Origin of the sequence: Mesorhizobium sp. M0676, from assembly GCF_040320535.1 — a bacterium.
Taxonomy (GTDB): Bacteria; Pseudomonadota; Alphaproteobacteria; order Rhizobiales; family Rhizobiaceae; genus Mesorhizobium.
Map to the genome: position 1 here is coordinate 67,758 of NZ_JAMYPU010000014.1, position 20,247 is coordinate 88,004.

The following is a 20,247-nucleotide window of genomic DNA, read 5'->3' on the forward strand; positions in this document are numbered from 1 at the left end:
GGTGGTCTTCCCCTGCCGCCGCGCTATAGTTGGAGGGAACGCCGCGTGGCCGGCGCTGTCGCTGTAATCAAGGAGAATTCTATGGACCGTACCGCAAACGCCGTCTGGAAAGGCAATCTGAAGGAGGGCACGGGCACGCTCGACAGCCAGAGCGGCACCTTGAAGGGCACGCCCTATTCGTTCAAGGCTCGCTTCGAGGACGAGAGCGGCAAATCCGGCACCAATCCCGAAGAGTTAATCGCGGCGGCACACGCCGGATGCTACGCCATGCAGCTGTCGCATTTCCTGGCCGAGAACGGCACGCCCGCCACCGAGCTCGACGCCAAGGCGGTGGTGACGCTGGTCCCCGGCACCGGCATCACCGGCAGCGCCATCACCCTGATCGGCAAGGTACCGGGCATCGATGCGGCGAAGTTCAAGGAATTGGCCGAGAAGGCCAAGGCCGAATGCCCGGTTTCGAAGGCGCTCGGCGCCATCAAAGTGTCGCTCGACGCGAAACTGGGGTGATCCGCCGATTTTGCCCGGGGTAGCGATTCTTCGCGCCCCCCTCTGCCCTGCCGGGCATCTCCCGGGGAAATTGGAAGCTCGGTAGCTGGCACTCTTCTTTCGACGTTCGTGATTGGCGAAGGCCGGCGTGACATCTGATCTCCCCACTTGAGGGGGAGATGGCCGGCAGGCCAGAGGGGGTGCTGTCCCGCCGACGTCTCGGATACTATTGGGCGCCCAGCGCATCAAGCCGGGCGCGAAGGGCTACGACTTCCTGCTCCAGAGCCTCCAATCTCGCTTCCAGGTCGGAAGCAGGCAAGGCCGGCGCGCTCCGCTGCACCGATAACGCCGCGACGTCCACCGGTCCTGCGAGCAGATGCATAAAACGGTCCTCGCGCTGCCCCGGCCCGCGCGGTATTTCCTGGACGAGCGGCGGGCGGCGGCCGATCAGCATGTCGAGTTCGCCACGCAGGTCCTCGACGGACGAAAACCGCGCCATGCGCTCAGCTCGCGCCAGCAACTCATGCGCCGTCTGCGGCCCGCGCAGCAAAAGCAGGCCGATCACCGCGGTCTGCGGCGTGGTCAGCGAGAAGCGCTGCGCCATCTGATGCTCATAGCGCTCGACGCGCGAGCCGAACATCTGACGCACCAGCCCCTTCTGCTCGAGCAGCTTGAGAGTCCGATGCACCTCCGTCTGCTCCAGCGCCATGACAGGCTCGCGCGCCGTCTTCTGGTTGGCGGCTGCAAGTGCTGCATTCAGCGTCAGCGGGTAGACATCCGGCGTCAGCTCCTTCTTCTCGATCAGGCAGCCGAGCACACGGGCTTCGACGGGATTGAGAATGGGAAGGTCATCGCTCATTGAAGTCCAGCCTCCCGGCGGTAAAATTCGGTTGCAAGGGCATGTTTGCGCGCTTGGCCGGCTTTGTCCCTGACGGGGCCGACTAGGTTCATTTCGTGGTGACCATAGCGGGCTTCGAGATAGCGCGCGATTGCGGTCGGGATGAGGCCCGAGCCCATCTCCCGCGTCCGGCTTTTGCGCTCGATCAGGCCGCGGATTTCGTCGCTGGCTTGAGCCGGTATCTCGGTCTGATCGAGGCATTCGCCAAGGTTCATCGGCGGCAGGCTGGCAAAGCCGCGCTGTTCCATCCAGTCGAGCGCCACGAGCGGGCGGATCAGATAGAACAGCTTCTTCAGCTTCACCTCGCCGGAGAAACTGCCGATCTTGGCGACATGCGAACGCGCAAGGCCGAGATAGTGGTGCGATACCTTCGCCGGATCGACGATCTCGGCCAGCAAATCGAGAAGGGGCTGGCGAAACCCCGAAACCTCCTCATAGACGATCGGCGACTTCGCCCATTCGACTATGACGGCATTGCCGCCAAGCGCCAGCAGCAACGCCTTGCGCAGATCCCAGCCGCCGGCATCGATCTCGCCTTCGATCGGAAACTCGATCACATCGCGCGCCTGCTGCAGCACGAGGTGATCGGTTACCGGTCTGATATAGACAAAGCGGCAGTCATAATCGCTGTCGGGAGACGGAACCCCCCAGGCGCGGCTGCCGCTTTCGATGGCAAACAGGATTTTTACAGGCTGGCTTCGCACCAGATCGAGGCGGGCGCGCAGCGCCGCGACGGCGTCCGGCGAAAAGTCGGCGGGTAGCGGCGGCGTCAGACTCTGCGCTCCACCATCATCTTCTTGATTTCCGCAATCGCCTTGGCCGGGTTGAGCCCCTTCGGGCAGGTCTGGGCGCAGTTCATGATGGTGTGGCAGCGGTAGAGCCGGAATGGGTCTTCGAGATCGTCGAGCCGTTCGCCCGTGGCTTCGTCGCGGCTGTCGATCAGCCAGCGATAGGCCTGCAGCAGCGTCGCCGGGCCGAGATAGCGGTCGCCGTTCCACCAGTAGCTCGGGCACGAGGTCGAGCAGCAGGCGCATAGGATGCACTCGTAGAGCCCGTCGAGCTTTTCGCGGTCCTCATGGCTCTGCAGCCATTCCTTGGCTGGCTCTGGCGACACTGTCTTCAGCCATGGCTGGATCGAGGCGTGCTGGGCGTAGAAATTGGTGAGGTCGGGCACCAGATCCTTGACCACCTGCATATGCGGCAGCGGGTAGACCTTGACGGCGCCGGAAATGTCGTCGCAGCCCTTGGTGCAGGCCAGCGTGTTGGAGCCATCGATGTTCATGGCGCAGGAGCCGCAAATGCCTTCGCGGCATGAGCGGCGCAAGGCAAGCGTCGGATCGATCTTGTTCTTGATCCAGAGCAGCGCGTCGAGCACCATCGGCCCGCAATCGTCCATGTCGACGAAATAGGTGTCGATGCGCGGGTTCTCGTCATCGTCGGGCGACCAGCGGTAGATGCGGTATTCCCGCAGGTTGGTGGCGCCCTCCGGCTTCGGCCAGGTCTTGCCCGGCTGCACCTTGGAGTTCTTGGGAAGCGTGAGTTCGACCATTACCTCAGATCCTTTCGGATGGCGGGCTTCGGCACCATGGTCAGTATACCCTGGCCTTCGGCGCGATCTTGGCAAGACTGATGCCGCCGTCCTTTTCCGCCACCAGCGGCTCGGTGTGCACGGGACGATAGCTGAGGCTCACCTGGCCGTCCTCGCTTAGCCGGGCCAGCGTATGCTTGCGCCAGATAATGTCGTCTCGGGCCGAAAAATCTTCGCGCGCATGCGCGCCGCGGCTCTCCTTGCGCGCCTCGGCGCCGTAGACCGTGGTGATGGCGTTGGCCATCAGATTTTCCAGCTCCAGCGTCTCGACCAGGTCGGAATTCCAGATCATCGAGCGGTCGGAGACTTTCAGGTCCTTGAGCTCGGTCCATATCTGCGAAATGCGCTTGCAGCCGTTTTCGAGCGACTCCTGTGTGCGGAACACGGCGGCGTCTTCCTGCATCGCCTTTTGCATTTTCTCACGCAGAACGGCGGTTGGCGTCGAGCCATTGGCGTGGCGCAGCCGGTCGAAGCGGTCCATGATGTTTTCGACCGAGGCTTCGTTGGGCGAAGGGATCGCCGAATTGCGGTCGATGACCTGGCCGGCGCGGATTGCGGCGGCGCGGCCGAACACCACCAGATCGATCAGCGAGTTCGAGCCCAGCCGGTTGGCGCCGTGCACGGAGGCACAGCCGGCCTCGCCGACCGCCATCAGCCCGGGTGACACCCGGTCAGGATTCTCGACCGTCGGGTTCAGCACCTCGCCCCAGTAATTGGTCGGCACGCCGCCCATATTGTAGTGCACCGTCGGCAGCACGGGGATCGGCTCCTTGGTCAGGTCGACGCCGGCGAAAATCCTGGCCGATTCCGAAATGCCCGGCAGCCGCTCATGCAGCACGGCCGGATCGAGATGGTCGAGATGCAGGAAAATATGGTCCTTGTTCTTGCCGACCCCGCGGCCTTCGCGGATCTCCAGCGTCATGCAACGCGAGACGACGTCGCGCGAGGCCAGGTCCTTGGCCGACGGCGCGTAGCGTTCCATGAAGCGCTCGCCCTCGGAATTGACGAGATAGCCGCCCTCGCCGCGCGCGCCTTCGGTGATCAGGCAGCCGGCGCCGTATATGCCTGTCGGATGGAACTGCACGAACTCCATGTCCTGCAGCGGGAAGCCCGCCCGTGCCGCCATGCCGCCGCCGTCGCCTGTACAGGTGTGCGCCGACGTCGCCGAGAAATAGGCGCGGCCATATCCGCCGGTCGCCAGCACCACCATCTTGGCGGAGAAGCGATGGATGGTGCCGTCGTCGAGGTTCCAGGCGACGACGCCGGTGCAGGTGCCGTCCGGTTCCATGATCAGGTCGAGCGCAAAATACTCGATGAAGAACTGTGCATTGTTCTTCAGCGACTGGCCGTAGAGCGTGTGCAGGATGGCGTGACCGGTGCGGTCGGCGGCAGCACAGGTGCGCTGCACCGGCGGGCCGTCGCCATAATTCATCATGTGTCCGCCGAACGGCCGCTGGTAGATCTTGCCCTCTTCGGTGCGCGAGAACGGCACGCCGTAATGCTCGAGCTCGTAGACCGCCGCCGGTGCCTCGCGCACCAGATATTCCATGGCGTCGACGTCGCCCAGCCAGTCCGAACCCTTGACGGTGTCGTACATGTGCCACTGCCAGGAGTCCGGACCCATGTTGGACAGCGACGCGGCAATGCCGCCTTGTGCCGCCACCGTGTGCGAGCGGGTCGGGAACACTTTGGTGATGCAGGCCGTGCGCAGGCCCTGCTCGGCCATGCCGAGCGTGGCGCGCAGGCCGGCGCCGCCGGCGCCGACGACCACCACGTCGAACTTGTGGTCGACAAAGGTATAGCCGGTGGCCGATTTCGCGTCCTTGGCCAAATCAGCCTCCGAATGCCAGTTTGAGCAGGGCGAAGATCGAGGCGACGCCGACCGCTATGGTGAAAAACGTGCTGAGTGCGATCAGCGCCAGCTTCATGCCTTCGGCATGCACGTAATCCTCGATAATGACCTGCATGCCGACACGCATATGGGTGAGACCGGAAACGAGCACCAGCGCCAACACCAGCGCCACGAACGGACTGGCGAGCGCCGCCCGCACCTCGGCGAAGCCGGCGCCATTGAGCGCGATCAGGAACCCGACGAAGAACAGTATCAGCGGGATGTTGGCAATGGCCGTCAGCCGCTGTCGCCAGAAATGCCCGGTGCCTTCGCGGGCCGAGCCCAGACCGCGGACCTTGGCCAGCGGCGTGCGCATATCGTTGTTGTTCGTGCCGCTCATCACAAGGTTCCCCGCGCCATGTAGCCGGCGACCCAGATCAGCAGCGTGAGCAGGATGGAACCGGCGAGCGTCGCCCAGGCGATCTTCGATGCCGTGTTTTTCTCCAGCCCGGCGCCGGTGTCCCAGACGAGATGGCGCACGCCGCCCAGCATGTGGTGCATCAGCGCCCAGGTGTAGCCGAACAGGATGAGCCGGCCGAGCCAGGTGCCGAAGGCCCAGTTGATCCAATCGAAAGCGCCTTGCGAACTCGCCGCCGCCATCAGCCACGCGGCGACCAGCAGCGTGCCGAAATACAGCGCCCCGCCAGTGATGCGGTGAATGATCGACATCGTCATGGTGATCGGTGGGCGGTAAATCGTCAGGTGCGGCGAGAGCGGCCGTTCACGTCTGGCGGTTCGGGTGGCTGGTGATTTGCTCATGGCTGCCCCAGTTCGATGTCCGGAGCCGCGGTGGAAAGCGGCACTTACCGCCTCGATATATGACTTCAGACAGCCGGTTTCTAATGCTCTTTTTGCACCGCGTCAAAGCCGGAAAATCGTTTTGAAAACGTCATTTAGTCTGACAAAAGGCTGCTGTTTCGCTTCAATCGATTTGGCCACCGTCGAAAGCCGGCGCACCGTTCGCTGCAGTGCGGCATTTCCTTTGCAATCGACGCCAGGCTATCGTTTGCAGGTCTGTGGTGTCGAGCCCCTCTTCATCACCAGCGCCTCGCGCGCGTCGATCACGATTGCGTCATGCGACGCGGCTTCCTGGTAGCGGCTGGACTGGTTGGCGGGTGATGCGGCAAACTCCTCGGTCGTGCCATCGGGCCTGAGAACGCGCAACGCCGTGCCGAGGTTCTGGATGGTGATCATGCCGCCATTGCCGCATCTGTAAGTTGCCGTGCCGACAGCAGACCGCGGCGCGGTAAGGTCGGTGACGATCTTGGCTGAACGTGCGGCAGGCGCTGTCGGAGCCGTTGCGGAAGCCGGGGGCGCCACAGGTGCGGCGGACTGCTGAGCCGGCACGGGCGCGACAGTGGGTGGTACGGTATTCACCGCCGTCGGCGCGCCGTTCTGCGGCACGCAGGCTGCGGCAGTCAGCAAGGGGATCGACAACAGCGTCACCCGAAACGTCCGGCGTAACGCCATATGCTGTCCTCCTGCGCGGCTAACTAGCCGCGATGTTCCACCAAGATCAAGCTCACCCGACGTCAGCGTAGTTGTGTGCGTCGCGGCCGATGGTGCGGGCAAGCATGGCCGAATGATGACGCCCGGGTTTCCATCCCGTCGGATATTAACCATGTTTGGCGAGAGATCGCCGCCGGATGCGCCTGCCCTCTTAACAAAGGTTAAGAAAAGGTTAATTTCCGATTCGATCGGGTCCACAGCAGAGAGGACACCATGCTTTCGAATTCAGGAAGAGCGCGCCTTGCGGCGCTTGTGCTGGCGACAGCCAGTCTCGGCTTCGCCGCCCCGGCAATGGCCTGGTCGCGCCATCATGACCGCGTCTATGCCGATTCCCTGGGCAATCTCGTCATCGACAGCGCCGCCGGCTACAAGCGCATCATTGTCGGCCAAGGCAGGCTGGCCAAGAAATTGTCCGACTACACCAGCGCCGGGCAGCCGGAAGCGGAACCGGAAGTCCTTTATGAAGACGAGGCGGATCACATCTCCAGGCGTGGCTGCTACCAGCCGCCGGTGTTCGTGAAGGGCCGCTCCTATATGTACGGCCTCTCCGATGGCGAAATGCCCAACCTCAGCCCTTGCCGCTGATGATCCGGCACGGCCGAGAGGCCGTTTAAGCGAGACGCTAACCGACGCTGCCTGTATCCGGGATGAACACCGTTTCCGCCCGCTCATAGGACAATCGCACACTGTCGCGGCCGTTCTTCTTGGCCTTGTAGAGCGCTTCGTCGGCGCGCCGCATCAGCGGCTCCAGCCCTTCGTCGCCGGTGCGCGCCGCGACGCCGAAGCTCGCGGTCACCCTGGTGCCCGGCGGCAACCCGTCGACACTGCCGGCCGAATAGTGCGTGCGCACGGCTTCGGCAAACAGCCGCGCCGTGGCAAGATCGCTCAGCGACAGAAGCACGGCGAACTCCTCGCCGCCGATGCGGCCGGCAACCGCACGCATGCCGGCGGCCGCGCGAAGCTTGGCGGCGAAGTCGGCGATCACCTGGTCGCCCGCGGCATGTCCGTATTTGTCGTTGAGCGCCTTGAAGTGATCGAGATCGGCCAGCACCAGCGCGACCGGCACCTTGGTAACAGCGCAATGCTGCAGCACCAGCAAGGCGCGCTCCTCGAAACCCCTGCGGTTGAGCAGGCCAGACAGCGGATCGGTGTGCGTCTCGGTCTTCAGCGCCTTCATCACGTCGAGCGCAGCTGCCGAGAACAGGCAGAGCGCGATCAGCAACGACAGCAGCGCGTGCGTCAAAAGCGCCGTCGTCCAGTAGGACGAGCCATAAAACCCGTCATAGCTGGTGAACGGCCCGTGCGAGATGACGACGAGCAGCGTGCGGCCGATGAAGTTCAGCCCGGACAGCAGCGACAATACGAACAGGATTTTTTCCGTCGGGCCGTTCTTGCGCACGGCGCGCAGCTCGGCGGCGACCAGCAAGCTGAGGCCGCCAAAGCCGAAATTGATCGACAGGATGCGCCAAGTTAAGTCCGGCTGGACGAACAGGAACCAGCAGAATGCGACCATCCCGCCACCCGCCAGAATGCCGATCGCGATATAGGGCACGCGCCTGCCGTAGCGCGAGATGATCGCACCGACGAGGCAGCAGGCGGCGAGCGTGAAGCAGAGGTTGGAGACCAGCTTGGTCAGCACCATGCCGCCGGGCAGCGTGAAATACTGCAGCAGGAAGCCGGGCGCGGACACGCAATAGCTCGTGCCGAGCACAGCCAGATAGGGCCGGTGGCGCTGATAGAACCATAGCACGAGGAACGCCGCGCCGAGCGCCAGCGCGATCGTCGGATTGAGCAGCGCTATGAACAGGCCGGTGTCCAAAGGACGGTGACTTCCCGCTTGACGTCCGGGAAGACCTTAGAGCGCAAGCCCCAACAAGCGGTTAAGCCGGGACGAATATGCAAGTCGCCACTCATGAAGCTGGTGCACGGAACCAGGACCTGAGGCCGGCGTTTCCTGACAGCAATCAAGGAGAAGTTGTTCATGGCCGACACGATCACGCTGACCGATCACGAAGCAATTCGCTCATGGGCCGCAGGGCGCGCCGGATTTCCGGCGATCGTCGATGTATCGCCCGAAACCGGAACGCAGCCGTTGCTGAGGCTCGTCTTCGGCCAGCACGCCTATCAGGACCAGGATCAGCCTGAACGCCCGGTCAACGCAGGCGGCTACGAGCTGGTCGAATGGGACGAGTGGTTCAAGATCTTCGACGAGCGCGAACTGGCGCTGGTGGTCGCGGCCGACGAACCCGGCAGCCGGGAGGAATTTCATGAAATCATCCGGCGTGCCGGCTAGGGCATAATACCCCAAGGGTCTTAGAGCGGCGCGCTTTAAACAAAACCCCGAACGGTGTTGCCGTTCGGGGTTTTGCATACGCTCAGATCAGGCTTGAACCAGTCTGCGCTATTTCCAGTCGCGGATGTCGACGAAATGGCCGGCGATCGCCGCCGCCGCCGCCATGGCCGGCGATACCAGATGGGTGCGGCCCTTGAAGCCCTGCCGGCCTTCGAAATTGCGGTTCGAGGTCGAGGCGCAGCGCTCATGCGGCTTCAGCCGGTCGTCGTTCATGGCCAGGCACATCGAGCAGCCCGGCTCGCGCCAGTCGAAACCGGCGGCAATGAAGATCTTGTCGAGACCCTCGGCCTCCGCCTGTTCCTTGACCAGACCGGAGCCCGGCACGATCATCGCATCGACATGCGCACTCACCGTCTTGCCTTCGACCACCTTGGCCACCGCACGCAGATCCTCGATGCGGCCATTGGTGCAGGAGCCGATGAAGACGCGGTCGAGCGTGATGTCGGTGATCTTCGTGCCCGGCGTCAGCCCCATATAGTCGAGCGCGCGGATCTTTGACGTCCGCTTGTTCTCGTCCGTGATCTCTTCCGGATTGGGAACGACGCCCTGCACCGAAACGACGTCCTCGGGCGAGGAACCCCAGGAGACGATCGGCGGCAGCTTGGCCGCGTCGAGCACGATCACCTTGTCGAAATGCGCGCCCTCGTCGGACTGCAGCGTCTTCCAGTATTCGAGCGCGGCGTCCCACGACGCGCCCTTCGGCGCGCGCGGCTTGCCCTTGACATAGGCGAAGGTGGTTTCGTCGGCCGCGATCAGGCCGGCGCGCGCGCCGCCCTCGATCGACATGTTGCAGATCGTCATGCGGCCTTCCATCGACAGCGCGCGGATAGCCTCACCGGCATATTCGATGACATAGCCGGTGCCGCCGGCGGTGCCGATCTCGCCGATGATGGCGAGGATAATGTCCTTGGCGGTGACGCCTTCCGGTAACTGGCCATCGACACGCACCAGCATGTTCTTGGCCTTGCGCTGGATCAGCGTCTGCGTCGCCAGCACATGCTCGACCTCGGAGGTGCCGATGCCATGCGCCAGTGCGCCGAAGGCGCCATGCGTCGAGGTGTGGCTGTCGCCGCAGACGATCGTCATGCCGGGCAGCGTGAAGCCCTGCTCCGGCCCGATGATGTGGACGATGCCCTGGCGGATATCGTTCTCGGAATAATATTCGACACCGAAATCCCTAGCGTTCTTGGCCAACGCCTCGACCTGGATGCGGCTTTCCTCGTTCTTGATGCCGAATTTGCGCTCCGGCGAGGTCGAGACATTATGATCGACCACGGCCAGCGTCTTTTCCGGATGCCGGACTTTTCTGCCGGTCATGCGCAGACCTTCGAAGGCCTGCGGGCTGGTCACTTCATGGACGAGATGGCGGTCGATGTAGAGCAGACAGGTGCCATCATCCTGGCGATCGACGACATGGTCGTCGAAAATCTTGTCGTAGAGGGTGCGCGGTGCGCTCATGTGCGTAAATCCGTCGATTTGCAAAAAGGGGAAGGGCAGACGCGCCGAAGCCTTCGGCCCGGCGAAAGCGGCTTAGCTAAGTTGGCTGGTGAGCGCGCCGGAAATGCGCGAAGAGAAACGCGACGGCAGGCGTTTTCTGTCCTGCAGCACGAAACCCTTATAGGCCGGATCGCCAAAAAGCTCTTCCATGGCGTGGCTCATACCAATGTTTTGGCTTTTCGGCAATTGCGGCGTGCTTTCGCTTCTCCCCTTGTGAGAGAAGGCGAAGAGGGCGGCGCTCAAAGCACCTCGAACACAAAAGTCTTTACCAACGCATCCGGCTCGGCGATCGCATAGCAGCGGAACCATGGGCTTTGCTCGGCCGGCCGCCATTTCCCGGCCCGCTCCAGCCCGTCGAACACGGCCTGGAAGCCGCCGCTGTCGAACACCTGGTCGCGCACGGTGAAGATCGCGTGGCCGCCTTTTCTGGTGATGCGGACAAGCTCGTGCAGGCCGGACGCCGGCGCATGGCTGATGGTGAACACGCCAGTCGAGAAGAAGGCGCGGAAATGCCCGTCTGGCCAGGGCAGCGGCCCGCCGAGCATTGCCTGCTTCAGATCGCCATAGGCATTGCGGCTGCCGGCGATCTTCAGCATGTCGTCGGAGAGGTCGAGCCCGGCAATGTCGTGATAACCCAGCGCCTTCAATGACGGGCCCGACAGGCCGGTGCCGCAGCCGGCGTCGAGCAGCGGGCCTTCACCCACCTTCACATGGCGCGCCACCCAGGCGGTGATCAGGAACGGCAGCAGATAGCCTAGTGAAGCGGTTTCGCCGTCATAGGTCGCGGCCCAGTCTGCATAGGCCTTGGCCAGCCCTTCCGGCGTGTCGGCCGAATAGACGGTACCCAGCGCCGCATTGGCCTTGTCGATCGTCATCGCCTGCATCCTCCGGAATCCTGTCCTCCGCGATCGTAGCCGTGCCCGCGTCGGACTTCTATTCCTGCTGCGCCCGCCGAAGTCGCTGCTCCAGCCCCCGCAGCGCCAGCGACAGGCTGACGGTGAGGATGAGATAGATATAGGCGACGATCGAATAGGTCTCGAAGAAGCGGAATGAGCCGGCGGCGTAGATCTTGCCCATCTGCGTGATGTCGGCGACGCCGAGCACCGAGACCAGCGAGGAATCCTTGACCATGGCGACGAAGTCATTGCCGAGCGGCGGCAGGATGGTGCGGATCGCCTGTGGGAACACGATCAGCCGGAAGCGCTGCGTGCGCGTCAGCCCGAGCGCCTTGGCAGCCTCGATCTGGCCTTTCTCGACCGACTGGATGCCGGCGCGGAAGACCTCGGAGATGAAGGCGGAATAACCGATGGTCAGCGCCATGATTGCACGCCACAACAGCGACACGTCGCGCACCAAAAGCTCGCCGAGATAGCCGGCGTTTTGCAGCGGCGCGGTCAGCGCATTCCACGCAGTCACGAAGGCCGGCGCGCCGGCGAAGGCGATCCAGAACAACAGCACCAGGATCGGCACGCCACGGATGATCTCGACATAGAAACGAGCGATCTGCCTGAGCCAACGCGACCCCGACAGCCCCATCAGCGCAATGCCGAGCCCGATGGCGGAAGCCAGCGCGAAGGCGACCACGGTGACAAGAATGGTGATGCCGATGCCTTTGGCGACGGTGGCAAAAACCTGGGCGTAGAGATCGCTGGCGGCAATGCAGAGCGCAGCCACGATGGCGAGCGCGATCGCAGCGGCAAGCCACCAGGGGAAATCGGATTTGAGAGTCGAAGCGGGGGGCGTGGCCATCAGGGCGCTTCACCCTCCCCCTTGTGGGGAGGGTCGGCGAACAAGCTTTGCATCGCAAAGCTGGTGAGCCGGGGTGGGGGTCGTGACAAAGCGCCGGCGCTGGCACCCCCACCCCGCTCCGCTTCGCGGATCGACCCTCCCCACAAGGGGGAGGGTAAGGAGTCGGACATCACTGCCCCATCTTGTAGTCGAGAAACCACTTCTTGTTCAGCGCCTCGATCGTGCCGTCGGCCTTCAGCGCCGCGATCGCCGCGTTGACCGGCTTCACCAGGTCCGAGCCCTTCGGGAAGATGAAGCCAAACTCCTCGGTGCCGAGCGGGCCGCCGATCAGCTTGAGCTTGCCGCCGGAGGCATCGACATAGCCTTTGCCGGCGGTGCCGTCGGTCAGGACGACATCGACGTCGCCGGATTTCAGTGCCTGCACCGAAGCGCCGAAGGTCTCGAACTGCTTGATGCGCGGGTTCTGCTCATTGCCGTCGAGCACGCTGTAGACGGCGGTGTAGAACGGCGTCGTTCCGGCCTGCGCGCCGATCAACCCGTCCTTGAAGGCGGCGAAGGTCTTGGCGTCGGTGAAGCGGCTTTCATCGGCGCGCACCAGCATGAACTGCTCCGAACGCATATAGGGGTCGGAGAAATCGACCTTCTCCTTTCGGTCGTCCTTGATGGTGATGCCGGTCATGCCAATGTTGTACTGGTTGTCGGAAACCGCCTGGATCATCGCGTCCCAGGAGGTGTTCTGGTACTCCACCTTGAAGTTCAGCCGCTTGGCGATTTCGTCCATCGCGTCATACTCCCAGCCGATCTGCTTGCCGGTCTTGGCGTCGATGAACTGCAGCGGCGGATAGGCGTTTTCCGTCACCACCACGACCTTCTTGCCGCCGAGATCGGGCAGCGCATCGGCCGCCCATGCAGCGACGGGCGCGAGGAAACAGGCCGCGAGGGCGGCCAGCAGCAGCTTCGATTTGGTCATGACACGCTCCAGGATGAGAAGCCCGCTTGCAGCCGGGCTCGCATGAAAATCCAGGCGCGACTTTAGCCGTCCGCAGACGGCTTGCAAGCCGGTCCGGTGCTCAGCGTCCGGTAAAGCGGATTCCAATGCCTTCAACCAACGCGGTTTTAGAACGCCCCGTGGTCGGAATTTATTCCGTGATTGCGCCGCCGGCAAACCAGGCCCCTCCTGGACACGGGAACCCGTCAGATGACGGATCAGGATGGTGACGTAGCCTCACGCAGCTTGGCGACAAATCCGGTCAAGGTCCGGTGCAGCGACTTCAGCTCCTCGACTTCCAGCGGCATGGCGCAGGCAAGGCCTGCGGATACGTCCTTGATGCGGGCGCGCAGCGCCTGGCCCTTGGCAGTCGGTTCGACCAGCACGCGGCGCTCGTCGGCCGGATCGCGACGGCGGGTGACGAGACCAGCCGCTTCCATCCGCTTGAGCAGAGGCGTCAATGTCGCCGAATCCAGCCCCAGCGCCTCGCCGAGTTCGCCGACCGTGCTCGGCGCATGCTGCCACAGCGCCAGCATCGCCAAATATTGCGGATAGGTCAGGCCGAGCGGGTCAAGCAGCGGCCGATAGAGCTTGGTCATCAGCCCGCTCGCCGAATAGAGCGCGAAGCAGAGCTGCTGGTCGAGGCGCGGAACGGCGATCCTCCCGGCGGTGTCCGCCGGGACTTCGCTGGCCCTGGTTTCGGTCTTCGTCGTCATGCTGCCTTTGCCGGAAGCGCCACGGTCGAAAGCGCCACCTCGATATTGCCTTTGATCGCATTGGAATAGGGGCAAATCTGATGCGCTGCCGATACAAGCGCTTCCGCCGCCGCCTGATCAAGGCCTTTGGTCTCCGCGGCCAGTGCGACACCAAGTTTGAAGCCTTCACCATTGGGAAGCAGGCTGACGGTGGCGCTCACCGCCGCATCGTCCAGCGGCAGCTTCTGCTTGCGCGCGACGAAGCGGATGGCGCTTTCGAAGCAGGCGGCATAGCCGACCGCGAACAGCTGCTCGGGATTGGTGGCGCCACCCTGTCCGCCGAGCTCCTTCGGCAAAGCGAGGTCGACCTTCAGCAGGCCGTCGCTGGTCTCGCCGTGGCCGGCGCGGCCGCCGGTGACGCGAGCCTGTGTGGTGTAGAGTGCCATGTCAGTTCTCCATTTTATTTGTACACCATCATTTAGTGTACAAGATAATTCGAGTCAACAGCCATGGCCAAACTCTCGGCCGGCAATCGTTCACAGTCTGGTGAAACGAAAAAAGGCGGCCGAAGCCGCCTTTTCAAAATCCTTGGACCGACCAGATTTATTCGGCCGGGGTCGCTTCTGCCGCCTTTGCAGCCTCGTCGGCCGCCTTTGCAGCCTCGTCGGCGGCCTTCTTCTCGGCGGCTTCCTTGGCGGCCGTCTCGGCGGCCAGCGCCTGGGCAGCGGCAACCTTCTCGGCTTCGATGCGGGCCTTCTCGGCGTTCAGCGCGTCGCGCTCCTCATCGTTGAGCTTGCGGGCGCGCACGCCGGTGTTTTCCGAAATACGGGCCGACTTGCCGCGACGGTCGCGCAAATAATAGAGCTTGGCGCGGCGCACCTTGCCGCGGCGCACGATCTCGACGCCTTCGACCATCGGCGAGTAGACCGGGAAAACGCGCTCGACGCCTTCGCCGTAGGAGATCTTGCGGACGGTGAAATTTTCCTGGAAGCCGGCGCCGGCGCGGGCGATGACGACGCCCTCATAGGCCTGGACGCGGGTGCGGGTGCCTTCGGTCACGCGGACCTGGACGCGCACGGTGTCGCCGGGCTGAAACTCGGGAAGCTTGCGCTTGGCTTCGATCTTGGCGGCCTGTTCGGCCTCGAGCTGACGGATGATATCCATCTCAATAGTCCACTTCTTGTTCTTCCGACAGTCAGAGCGTCCGACACTCGCCTTGCAGTTCCATTGACCGCTCGGCTATGCCCTTTGTCCCCGAGACATCTTGTCTTCGAAACATTGGGCAGGGGCGACTACACCGTCATTGTTGACGGGTCCGGGAGATTTTTCTCGCCAGTACGGGCGGGCACATACAGCTATTTCACTGACTTGTCACGCCTTGGCCCTGTCTTTTTTGGTCGCATGCCACCACGCAATCGTCCAGTGCAGGGTTGCGCCGGCCCTTCAAGCTTCCTAATCCGGGAGCAGCACACTTATCCGGCGGCCTCACAATGTCTGTTTTCGACGCAGTCCTGCTCTTCCTCGCGGGTTTTCTGTCAGGCGCCGTCAACGCGGTTGCCGGCGGCGGCACCTTCATAACCTTCGGCGCCATGACGCTGGCCGGCCTGCCGCCGATCGTCGCCAACGCCACGTCCTCGGTAACGCAGTTTCCCGGTTACATCACCTCGACGCTGGCTTACTGGACCGACATCAAGCATTTCTGGCGCGGCGCGCTGCTGCTTTGCCTGATCTCGGCTTTGGGCGCGCTGGCTGGTGCGCTCATCCTGCTGGCGCTCTCAAATCCGTCGTTCCGCGCCCTCGTGCCGTGGCTGCTGCTGGCCGCAACCGCCTTGTTCGCCGCCGGGCCGTGGCTGAAACCAACGCCGAAGCCTGGGCATGAAGCCACGGTCGGCTCTCTGGCCGGTTCGCTGGCGCAGTTCGCTACCGCCATCTATGGCGGCTTCTTCGGCGCCGGCATGGGCGTCATGATGCTGGCGACGCTCGGCCTGACGCAAGCCGGCGACTATCACCGGCTGAACGCGCTGAAGAACATGCTGGCCGTTGTCATCGCCGCCGTTGCCATACTGGTCTTCGTCTCCGGCGGCGTCGTCGCCTGGCCGCAGGCGATTGTCATGATCCCCGGCGGCGCGCTCGGCGGCTATGCCGGTGTCTGGATCGCCAAGCGCGTGCCGCAGAACGCCGTGCGCGGCTTCGTCATCGCCGTCGGCCTGTTTCTGGCGTTTTATTATTTCGCCAAGGGCTGAGTGACGAACAGATTCGGTTTTCATGTTTCGCCCAGAGAAAACGAAATGTCGGACTACAAAGTCGTAATTCCCAGAAATCCGTTAGCCGATGGTACTCGCCAGTACGAGTTTCTGACCGATGCCGAATTTCATCAAGTCTCTGAGCTGCTAAAAGCAGATCCGGAAATCATGGCCGCAATCTATAGGCAGGCTGAAAAAATCAATCGAAACCGTGAGGAGGAACCAGACGACGAGATTCCGGTCGCAGGCTATTTGCCTGAAATTGCTGCTGTCATTCATGGTGTCACATCACGCGACACTTCGTCGGGTTTTGCGTTTGCGGTTGTCGCCGAGTTTTTGGAAGAGGAAAAACTCATAGAGAAGATCAGAGGCTAGCCCGGCCTTTGGCGATTTCCGCCATCGTTGCCATTCTCCAGCAAATCAGGCCGCCGCTCCTTCGTCAGCCTCTCGGACTCTGCGCGGCGCCAGGCGGCGATCTTCTTGTGATTGCCGGAAACCAGCACGTCGGGGATTGGCCTGCCTTCGAACTCCTGCGGTCGCGTGTAATGCGGATGTTCGAGCAGACCGTTCTCAAAACTTTCTTCCTCGCCTGATACCGCATTGCCCATCACACCGGGCAACAGCCGGACCACGGCATCGAGCAGCACCAGGGCTGCCGGCTCGCCACCGGAGAGGATGAAATCGCCGATCGAGACTTCCTCCAGCCCACGCGCCTCGATCAATCGCTGGTCTACACCCTCGAAGCGGCCGCAGACGATGACGGCGCCCGGCCCGGCGGCCAGCTCGCGCACCCGCGCCTGCGTCAACGGCTTGCCGCGCGGGCTCATCAGCAATTTTGGACGCGGATCGCCGGACGGCGAGGTGTGGTCGATCGCCTTGGCCAGCACATCGGCGCGCATCACCATGCCGGCGCCACCGCCGGCCGGCGTGTCGTCGACGGTGTGATGGCGATCGCTGGCGAAGTCGCGGATCTGGATAGCTTCCAGCGACCATGTCCCGACTTCGAGCGCCCGTCCGGCCAGCGACAGACCTAGCCCGCCCGGAAACATCTCGGGATAGAGCGTCAGCACCGAAGCCTTGAACGTCACCGGTTGCCCCCGGCGTCGCGTGGCCCGCGCGGCCGGCCCTTCGCGTCGAAGTCTTCTTCGCGCGGCGCCTCGCCATCCTCGTCCTCGACCAGCCCGGCCGCCGCCGGATCGACACGGACAAAACCTTCGGCAACCACCACCTGCGGCACGGCGGCCTGCGTGAACGGGATCAGCACGCCTTTGCGCCCGCCAAGCGTGACATCGAGAATGTCGCCGCCGCCGAAATTGTGTACCGCGACCACCTTGCCGACAACCGCATCCGTGTCGTCGCGGACTTCCAGCCCGACGAGATCGGCGTGGTAGAACTCGTCCTCTTCGCCATCGTCCGGCAGCATCGAGCGGTCGACGAACAGCTCCGTGCCGGCCAGCGCCTCGGCGGCGTTGCGGTCGGCAATGCCCTTGAAACGCACCACGACGACAGTGTTTGCCGGCCTTATGTCGATGATCTGGAAGGCGCGGCCGTCCTTGGCATAGAGCGGGCCATAATCCGCCAGCGCCAGCGGCTCGCCGGTGAAGGTTTTCACCCGCAATTCGCCCTTGATGCCGTGGGCGGCGCCGATCACGGCCATTTGCACGGGGTTCTGGGGCTTCGACATGGCTGATATCCTTTGCCCTGCTCTAACGCCCTACCGGCGTCATTTCAATGATCGCCCGTGGCCATTTCAATGACAGGTTCTTCACCGCTTCCTAACCCGGCTGCCTGACAATGGCGGCATGCAGGAATTTCTCATCCCGGCAAAACCCGACCTCCAGGCAGCGCGCGAAAGCTGGCTGAAGATGCTGGCGCGCGAGCGTCGGCTGTCACCGGCGACCGTCGAAGCCTATGAGCGCGACACGCGCCAGTTCCTGCATTTCCTGACCGGACATTGCGGCGGCTCGCCCGGCATTTCCGACATCGCAACCTTACGCCCGGCCGATCTGCGCGGCTTTCTTGCCGCGCGGCGCAACGCTGGCGCCGGCGCCCGCACGCTCGGCCGGGGTCTTGCCGGCATCCGTTCGCTGCTGCGTTTCCTCGAACGGCGCGGCCTCGCCAACGCCGCGGGTGCAGCAGCTTTGCGCGCGCCGCGCCAGCCGAAATCGCTGCCCAAGCCGCTGACCGCCAGCGATGCCAAACATGTCGTGTCGGTGGAAGGCCAGCTGGCTGAAGAGCCCTGGATCGCCGCCCGCAACGCCGCCGTGCTGACGCTGCTTTATGGATCGGGCCTGCGCATTTCCGAAGCGCTGGGCCTCAGCGCCGCCGACCTGGCATCGGAAGCCGACACCGTGCTGCGCGTCACCGGCAAGGGTGGCAAGACACGGCTGGTGCCGGTGCTGCCGGTGGCGCTCAGGGCAATCGCCGAATACCGAAAACTGTGTCCCTACCATCTCGATCCCAAGGGCCTGCTGTTTCGCGGCGCCCGCGGCGGGCCGCTCAACCCGGCCATCGTCCAGCGCGACATGGCCAGGCTGCGCTCGGCGCTGAACCTGCCTGACACCGCGACGCCGCACGCGTTGCGCCATTCCTTCGCCACCCATCTGCTCGGGCGCGGCGGCGACCTGCGCACCATCCAGGAACTGCTCGGCCACGCCAGCCTGTCGACGACGCAGGTCTATACCGGCGTCGACACCGCAAGACTGCTCGAGATTTACGAATCCGCGCATCCCCGCGCGTGACCACTGTATAAGTCCAGGACAATTTCCCCACGCCGGTTAACCGTTTCGCCGCTTTTCAGTCCTAGAACCGCACCATGAAACGCGCCCTTGCCATTGCCGATCGCGCGGCCCTTGTGTCGCTGAAGCTGCTCGTCGCGCTCAACGCCGTGTTTTGCCTGTCTTTTCTCGTCGTGCTGCTGCTTGCCATGGGCAGGGCGCATGCCGAAGCCCCGGCCTGCGCCGGCGCCGATCTGCTGTCGGCCCTGCAGAAGGAAGACCCCGCCACCTATTCCAGGATCGAGACGGAAGCAGCAGCGACGCTGAACGGCAAGGGCCTGTTGTGGAAGCTGGAGAAATCAGGCGAAAAGCCATCCTTCCTGTTCGGCACCATGCACATGACCGACCCGCGCGTGACCACTCTGCCGCCGGCAGCCAGGAAAGCCTATGACGCCGCCGGCACCATCATCATCGAGACCACCGACGTGCTCGACAAGCAGAAGATGATGGAGGCCATGCTCAAGGAACCCGAGCTGATGATGTTCACCGACAACACGACGTTGTCGTCGCTGTTGTCGCCGGAGGATGCGGCGGTGGTGAACAAAGGGCTCGATGCGCGCGGCATTCCGCCGGCGAGCGTCTCCAAGATGAAGCCGTGGCTGCTGTCGGCCATGGTCGCGCTGCCGGTCTGTGAGGTCGCCCGTCAGGCAGGCGGCGCACCGGTTCTGGACGTCAAGCTGGCGCAGGACGCCAAGGCCTTGGGGAAGCCGGTGGAAGGGTTGGAGACCGCTGCCAGCCAGCTGCGCGCCATGGCCTCGCTGCCGATTGCGTTCCACATCAAAGGGCTGGTCGAGACCCTGAAGCTCGGCGACAAGATAAACGACATCAACGAAACCATGATCGTGCTTTACCAGCGCGGCGACACCGGCACCTTCTGGCCGCTGTTGCGTTCGATCTCGCCCGACGAAGACGACGACGCAGGTTACGCCGAATTCGACCGGACGATGATCACCGGCCGCAACAAGGTCATGGCCGACCATGCCGCACCGATCCTGGCCAAGGGCAATGCCTTCATGGCCGTCGGCGCCATGCATCTTCCCGGCCCCGAAGGCCTGGTCGAGGATTTTCGCAAGGCCGGCTATACCGTCACCGCCGTCGACTGAGCAGCGCCCGTCTTGAATGCCGAATCACGTAAGCCCGGCTCTGTGCGGTGCGCAACTGATTCGCAAAGCGGAGGCGGTTGGCCCTATTTTTGGCGGAAAAGGCCAGCTAAGCTCGTTCTACCTCGTTCGTGATTGATTTTGCGGGGGAAATACAGGCCAACGAGCGGTTGCGAATCAGAATTTTCCTGCGTTCGTCAATTTGAAGGCCTAGTATGAACCCGTTCAACGGTTGCGCGTTGAGGGGTGTTGATTGATGCTTTTCATCCACGGAGGACACTTTTATGGCGAACCCTAACGATCCAGCGCCCAGGTCGGGTGGTGGCAGCGGCTGGCTGATTGCGCTGGTCGTCGTCATCCTTGCGATTGTCGCGTACTATGTTTTCGGCAGAAGCGGCGAACATCCTGCACCCGCAGAGCCGCCGGCAGCCAGCACACCGGCGCCCGCACCTGCACCGGCTGAGCCGATGAAG

General features: G+C 63.5%; 25 protein-coding genes. 7 read left to right on the forward strand and 18 right to left on the reverse strand.

What is annotated here, in order from left to right; all coding sequences use genetic code 11:
• The first annotated feature begins 81 nt into the window (after nt 1–81).
• Entirely contained in the window at nt 82–507 is a 426-nt protein-coding gene (locus NKI35_RS17215) for an OsmC family protein (protein WP_023670508.1), read from the forward strand.
• A 205-nt stretch (nt 508–712) separates the two neighbouring features.
• Here the strand turns inward: NKI35_RS17215 and NKI35_RS17220 are convergent, their stop codons facing one another.
• The 7 genes from NKI35_RS17220 to NKI35_RS17250 form a co-directional block, all read right to left on the reverse strand.
• Entirely contained in the window at nt 713–1,345 is a 633-nt protein-coding gene (locus tag NKI35_RS17220) for a YceH family protein (RefSeq protein ID WP_352741021.1), read from the reverse strand.
• The gene (locus NKI35_RS17225; RefSeq protein ID WP_352741023.1) at nt 1,342–2,088 is read right to left on the reverse strand and encodes a nucleotidyltransferase domain-containing protein; all 747 of its coding nucleotides are present in this window, start codon (nt 2,086–2,088) and stop codon (nt 1,342–1,344) included. The genes NKI35_RS17220 and NKI35_RS17225 overlap by 4 nt, the downstream gene beginning before the upstream one ends.
• A 65-nt stretch (nt 2,089–2,153) precedes the next feature.
• Nucleotides 2,154–2,933 carry a succinate dehydrogenase iron-sulfur subunit gene (locus NKI35_RS17230; protein WP_023670510.1) on the reverse strand — a complete coding sequence of 260 codons (780 nt, stop codon included), beginning with the start codon at nt 2,931–2,933 and terminating at the stop codon, nt 2,154–2,156.
• A 40-nt stretch (nt 2,934–2,973) separates the two neighbouring features.
• Nucleotides 2,974–4,803 carry a succinate dehydrogenase flavoprotein subunit gene (gene sdhA / locus NKI35_RS17235; RefSeq protein ID WP_023687711.1) on the reverse strand — a complete coding sequence of 610 codons (1,830 nt, stop codon included), beginning with the start codon at nt 4,801–4,803 and terminating at the stop codon, nt 2,974–2,976.
• A 1-nt stretch (nt 4,804) separates the two neighbouring features.
• The gene (gene sdhD, locus NKI35_RS17240; protein WP_023683885.1) at nt 4,805–5,203 is read right to left on the reverse strand and encodes a succinate dehydrogenase, hydrophobic membrane anchor protein; all 399 of its coding nucleotides are present in this window, start codon (nt 5,201–5,203) and stop codon (nt 4,805–4,807) included.
• Nucleotides 5,203–5,622, reverse strand: coding sequence for a succinate dehydrogenase, cytochrome b556 subunit (gene sdhC, locus NKI35_RS17245; RefSeq protein ID WP_023747372.1), 420 nt, complete (start codon nt 5,620–5,622; stop codon nt 5,203–5,205). Before sdhC ends, sdhD begins: the two co-directional genes overlap by 1 nt.
• 240 nt (nt 5,623–5,862) lie before the next feature.
• Nucleotides 5,863–6,333, reverse strand: coding sequence for a hypothetical protein (locus tag NKI35_RS17250; RefSeq protein ID WP_352741025.1), 471 nt, complete (start codon nt 6,331–6,333; stop codon nt 5,863–5,865).
• Between the two features lie 252 nt (nt 6,334–6,585).
• On the opposite strand from NKI35_RS17250, the gene NKI35_RS17255 reads away from it, so the two are divergent.
• Nucleotides 6,586–6,957, forward strand: coding sequence for a hypothetical protein (locus tag NKI35_RS17255; RefSeq protein ID WP_023687709.1), 372 nt, complete (start codon nt 6,586–6,588; stop codon nt 6,955–6,957).
• Between the two features lie 37 nt (nt 6,958–6,994).
• Here the strand turns inward: NKI35_RS17255 and NKI35_RS17260 are convergent, their stop codons facing one another.
• The gene (locus NKI35_RS17260; RefSeq protein ID WP_352741027.1) at nt 6,995–8,191 is read right to left on the reverse strand and encodes a GGDEF domain-containing protein; all 1,197 of its coding nucleotides are present in this window, start codon (nt 8,189–8,191) and stop codon (nt 6,995–6,997) included.
• 162 nt (nt 8,192–8,353) lie between these two features.
• Here NKI35_RS17260 and NKI35_RS17265 point away from each other — a divergent pair, with 162 nt between their 5' ends.
• Complete coding sequence (locus NKI35_RS17265; protein WP_023670517.1) at nt 8,354–8,665, forward strand: hypothetical protein; 312 nt, start codon at nt 8,354–8,356, stop codon at nt 8,663–8,665.
• Between the two features lie 108 nt (nt 8,666–8,773).
• Here NKI35_RS17265 and leuC read toward each other — a convergent pair whose 3' ends face one another.
• The 8 genes from leuC to rplS form a co-directional block, all read right to left on the reverse strand.
• Complete coding sequence (gene leuC, locus NKI35_RS17270) at nt 8,774–10,183, reverse strand: 3-isopropylmalate dehydratase large subunit (RefSeq protein ID WP_023670518.1); 1,410 nt, start codon at nt 10,181–10,183, stop codon at nt 8,774–8,776.
• A 72-nt stretch (nt 10,184–10,255) separates the two neighbouring features.
• Nucleotides 10,256–10,465, reverse strand: a complete 210-nt coding sequence (locus NKI35_RS17275; protein ID WP_352656430.1) for a hypothetical protein — start codon at nt 10,463–10,465, stop codon at nt 10,256–10,258.
• The gene (locus NKI35_RS17280) at nt 10,462–11,097 is read right to left on the reverse strand and encodes a class I SAM-dependent DNA methyltransferase (protein WP_023730242.1); all 636 of its coding nucleotides are present in this window, start codon (nt 11,095–11,097) and stop codon (nt 10,462–10,464) included. The genes NKI35_RS17275 and NKI35_RS17280 overlap by 4 nt, the downstream gene beginning before the upstream one ends.
• 58 nt (nt 11,098–11,155) lie before the next feature.
• Nucleotides 11,156–11,971 (reverse strand): amino acid ABC transporter permease, encoded by an 816-nt coding sequence (locus tag NKI35_RS17285; protein ID WP_352741029.1) that lies wholly within the window; start codon nt 11,969–11,971, stop codon nt 11,156–11,158.
• Nucleotides 11,972–12,140: 169 nt separating this feature from the next.
• Nucleotides 12,141–12,941, reverse strand: coding sequence for a transporter substrate-binding domain-containing protein (locus NKI35_RS17290; RefSeq protein ID WP_023694502.1), 801 nt, complete (start codon nt 12,939–12,941; stop codon nt 12,141–12,143).
• A gap of 236 nt (nt 12,942–13,177) precedes the next feature.
• Complete coding sequence (locus NKI35_RS17295; protein ID WP_023683877.1) at nt 13,178–13,675, reverse strand: MarR family winged helix-turn-helix transcriptional regulator; 498 nt, start codon at nt 13,673–13,675, stop codon at nt 13,178–13,180.
• Entirely contained in the window at nt 13,672–14,100 is a 429-nt protein-coding gene (locus NKI35_RS17300; protein WP_023694503.1) for an organic hydroperoxide resistance protein, read from the reverse strand. The genes NKI35_RS17295 and NKI35_RS17300 overlap by 4 nt, the downstream gene beginning before the upstream one ends.
• Before the next feature lie 157 nt (nt 14,101–14,257).
• Entirely contained in the window at nt 14,258–14,818 is a 561-nt protein-coding gene (gene rplS / locus NKI35_RS17305) for a 50S ribosomal protein L19 (RefSeq protein WP_023747377.1), read from the reverse strand.
• A gap of 326 nt (nt 14,819–15,144) precedes the next feature.
• On the opposite strand from rplS, the gene NKI35_RS17310 reads away from it, so the two are divergent.
• Together NKI35_RS17310 and NKI35_RS17315 are read left to right on the forward strand one after the other, a co-directional pair.
• Complete coding sequence (locus tag NKI35_RS17310; RefSeq protein WP_352741032.1) at nt 15,145–15,897, forward strand: sulfite exporter TauE/SafE family protein; 753 nt, start codon at nt 15,145–15,147, stop codon at nt 15,895–15,897.
• A 45-nt stretch (nt 15,898–15,942) separates the two neighbouring features.
• Nucleotides 15,943–16,272: a hypothetical protein gene (locus NKI35_RS17315; RefSeq protein ID WP_352741034.1), complete on the forward strand. Its 330-nt coding sequence runs from the start codon at nt 15,943–15,945 to the stop codon at nt 16,270–16,272.
• Here the strand turns inward: NKI35_RS17315 and trmD are convergent.
• Together trmD and rimM are read right to left on the reverse strand one after the other, a co-directional pair.
• Entirely contained in the window at nt 16,269–16,985 is a 717-nt protein-coding gene (gene trmD, locus NKI35_RS17320) for a tRNA (guanosine(37)-N1)-methyltransferase TrmD (protein ID WP_352536274.1), read from the reverse strand. The two genes, NKI35_RS17315 and trmD, sit on opposite strands and share 4 nt — an antisense overlap.
• On the reverse strand, nt 16,982–17,581 hold the full coding sequence (gene rimM / locus NKI35_RS17325) for a ribosome maturation factor RimM (RefSeq protein WP_023814767.1): 600 nt from the start codon (nt 17,579–17,581) through the stop codon (nt 16,982–16,984). The genes trmD and rimM overlap by 4 nt, the downstream gene beginning before the upstream one ends.
• Before the next feature lie 118 nt (nt 17,582–17,699).
• Here rimM and NKI35_RS17330 point away from each other — a divergent pair, with 118 nt between their 5' ends.
• Both NKI35_RS17330 and NKI35_RS17335 read left to right on the forward strand, forming a co-directional pair.
• Nucleotides 17,700–18,638 (forward strand): tyrosine recombinase XerC, encoded by a 939-nt coding sequence (locus NKI35_RS17330; protein ID WP_023670529.1) that lies wholly within the window; start codon nt 17,700–17,702, stop codon nt 18,636–18,638.
• A 74-nt stretch (nt 18,639–18,712) separates the two neighbouring features.
• Complete coding sequence (locus tag NKI35_RS17335; RefSeq protein ID WP_023821964.1) at nt 18,713–19,777, forward strand: TraB/GumN family protein; 1,065 nt, start codon at nt 18,713–18,715, stop codon at nt 19,775–19,777.
• The last annotated feature ends 470 nt before the right edge of the window (nt 19,778–20,247 follow it).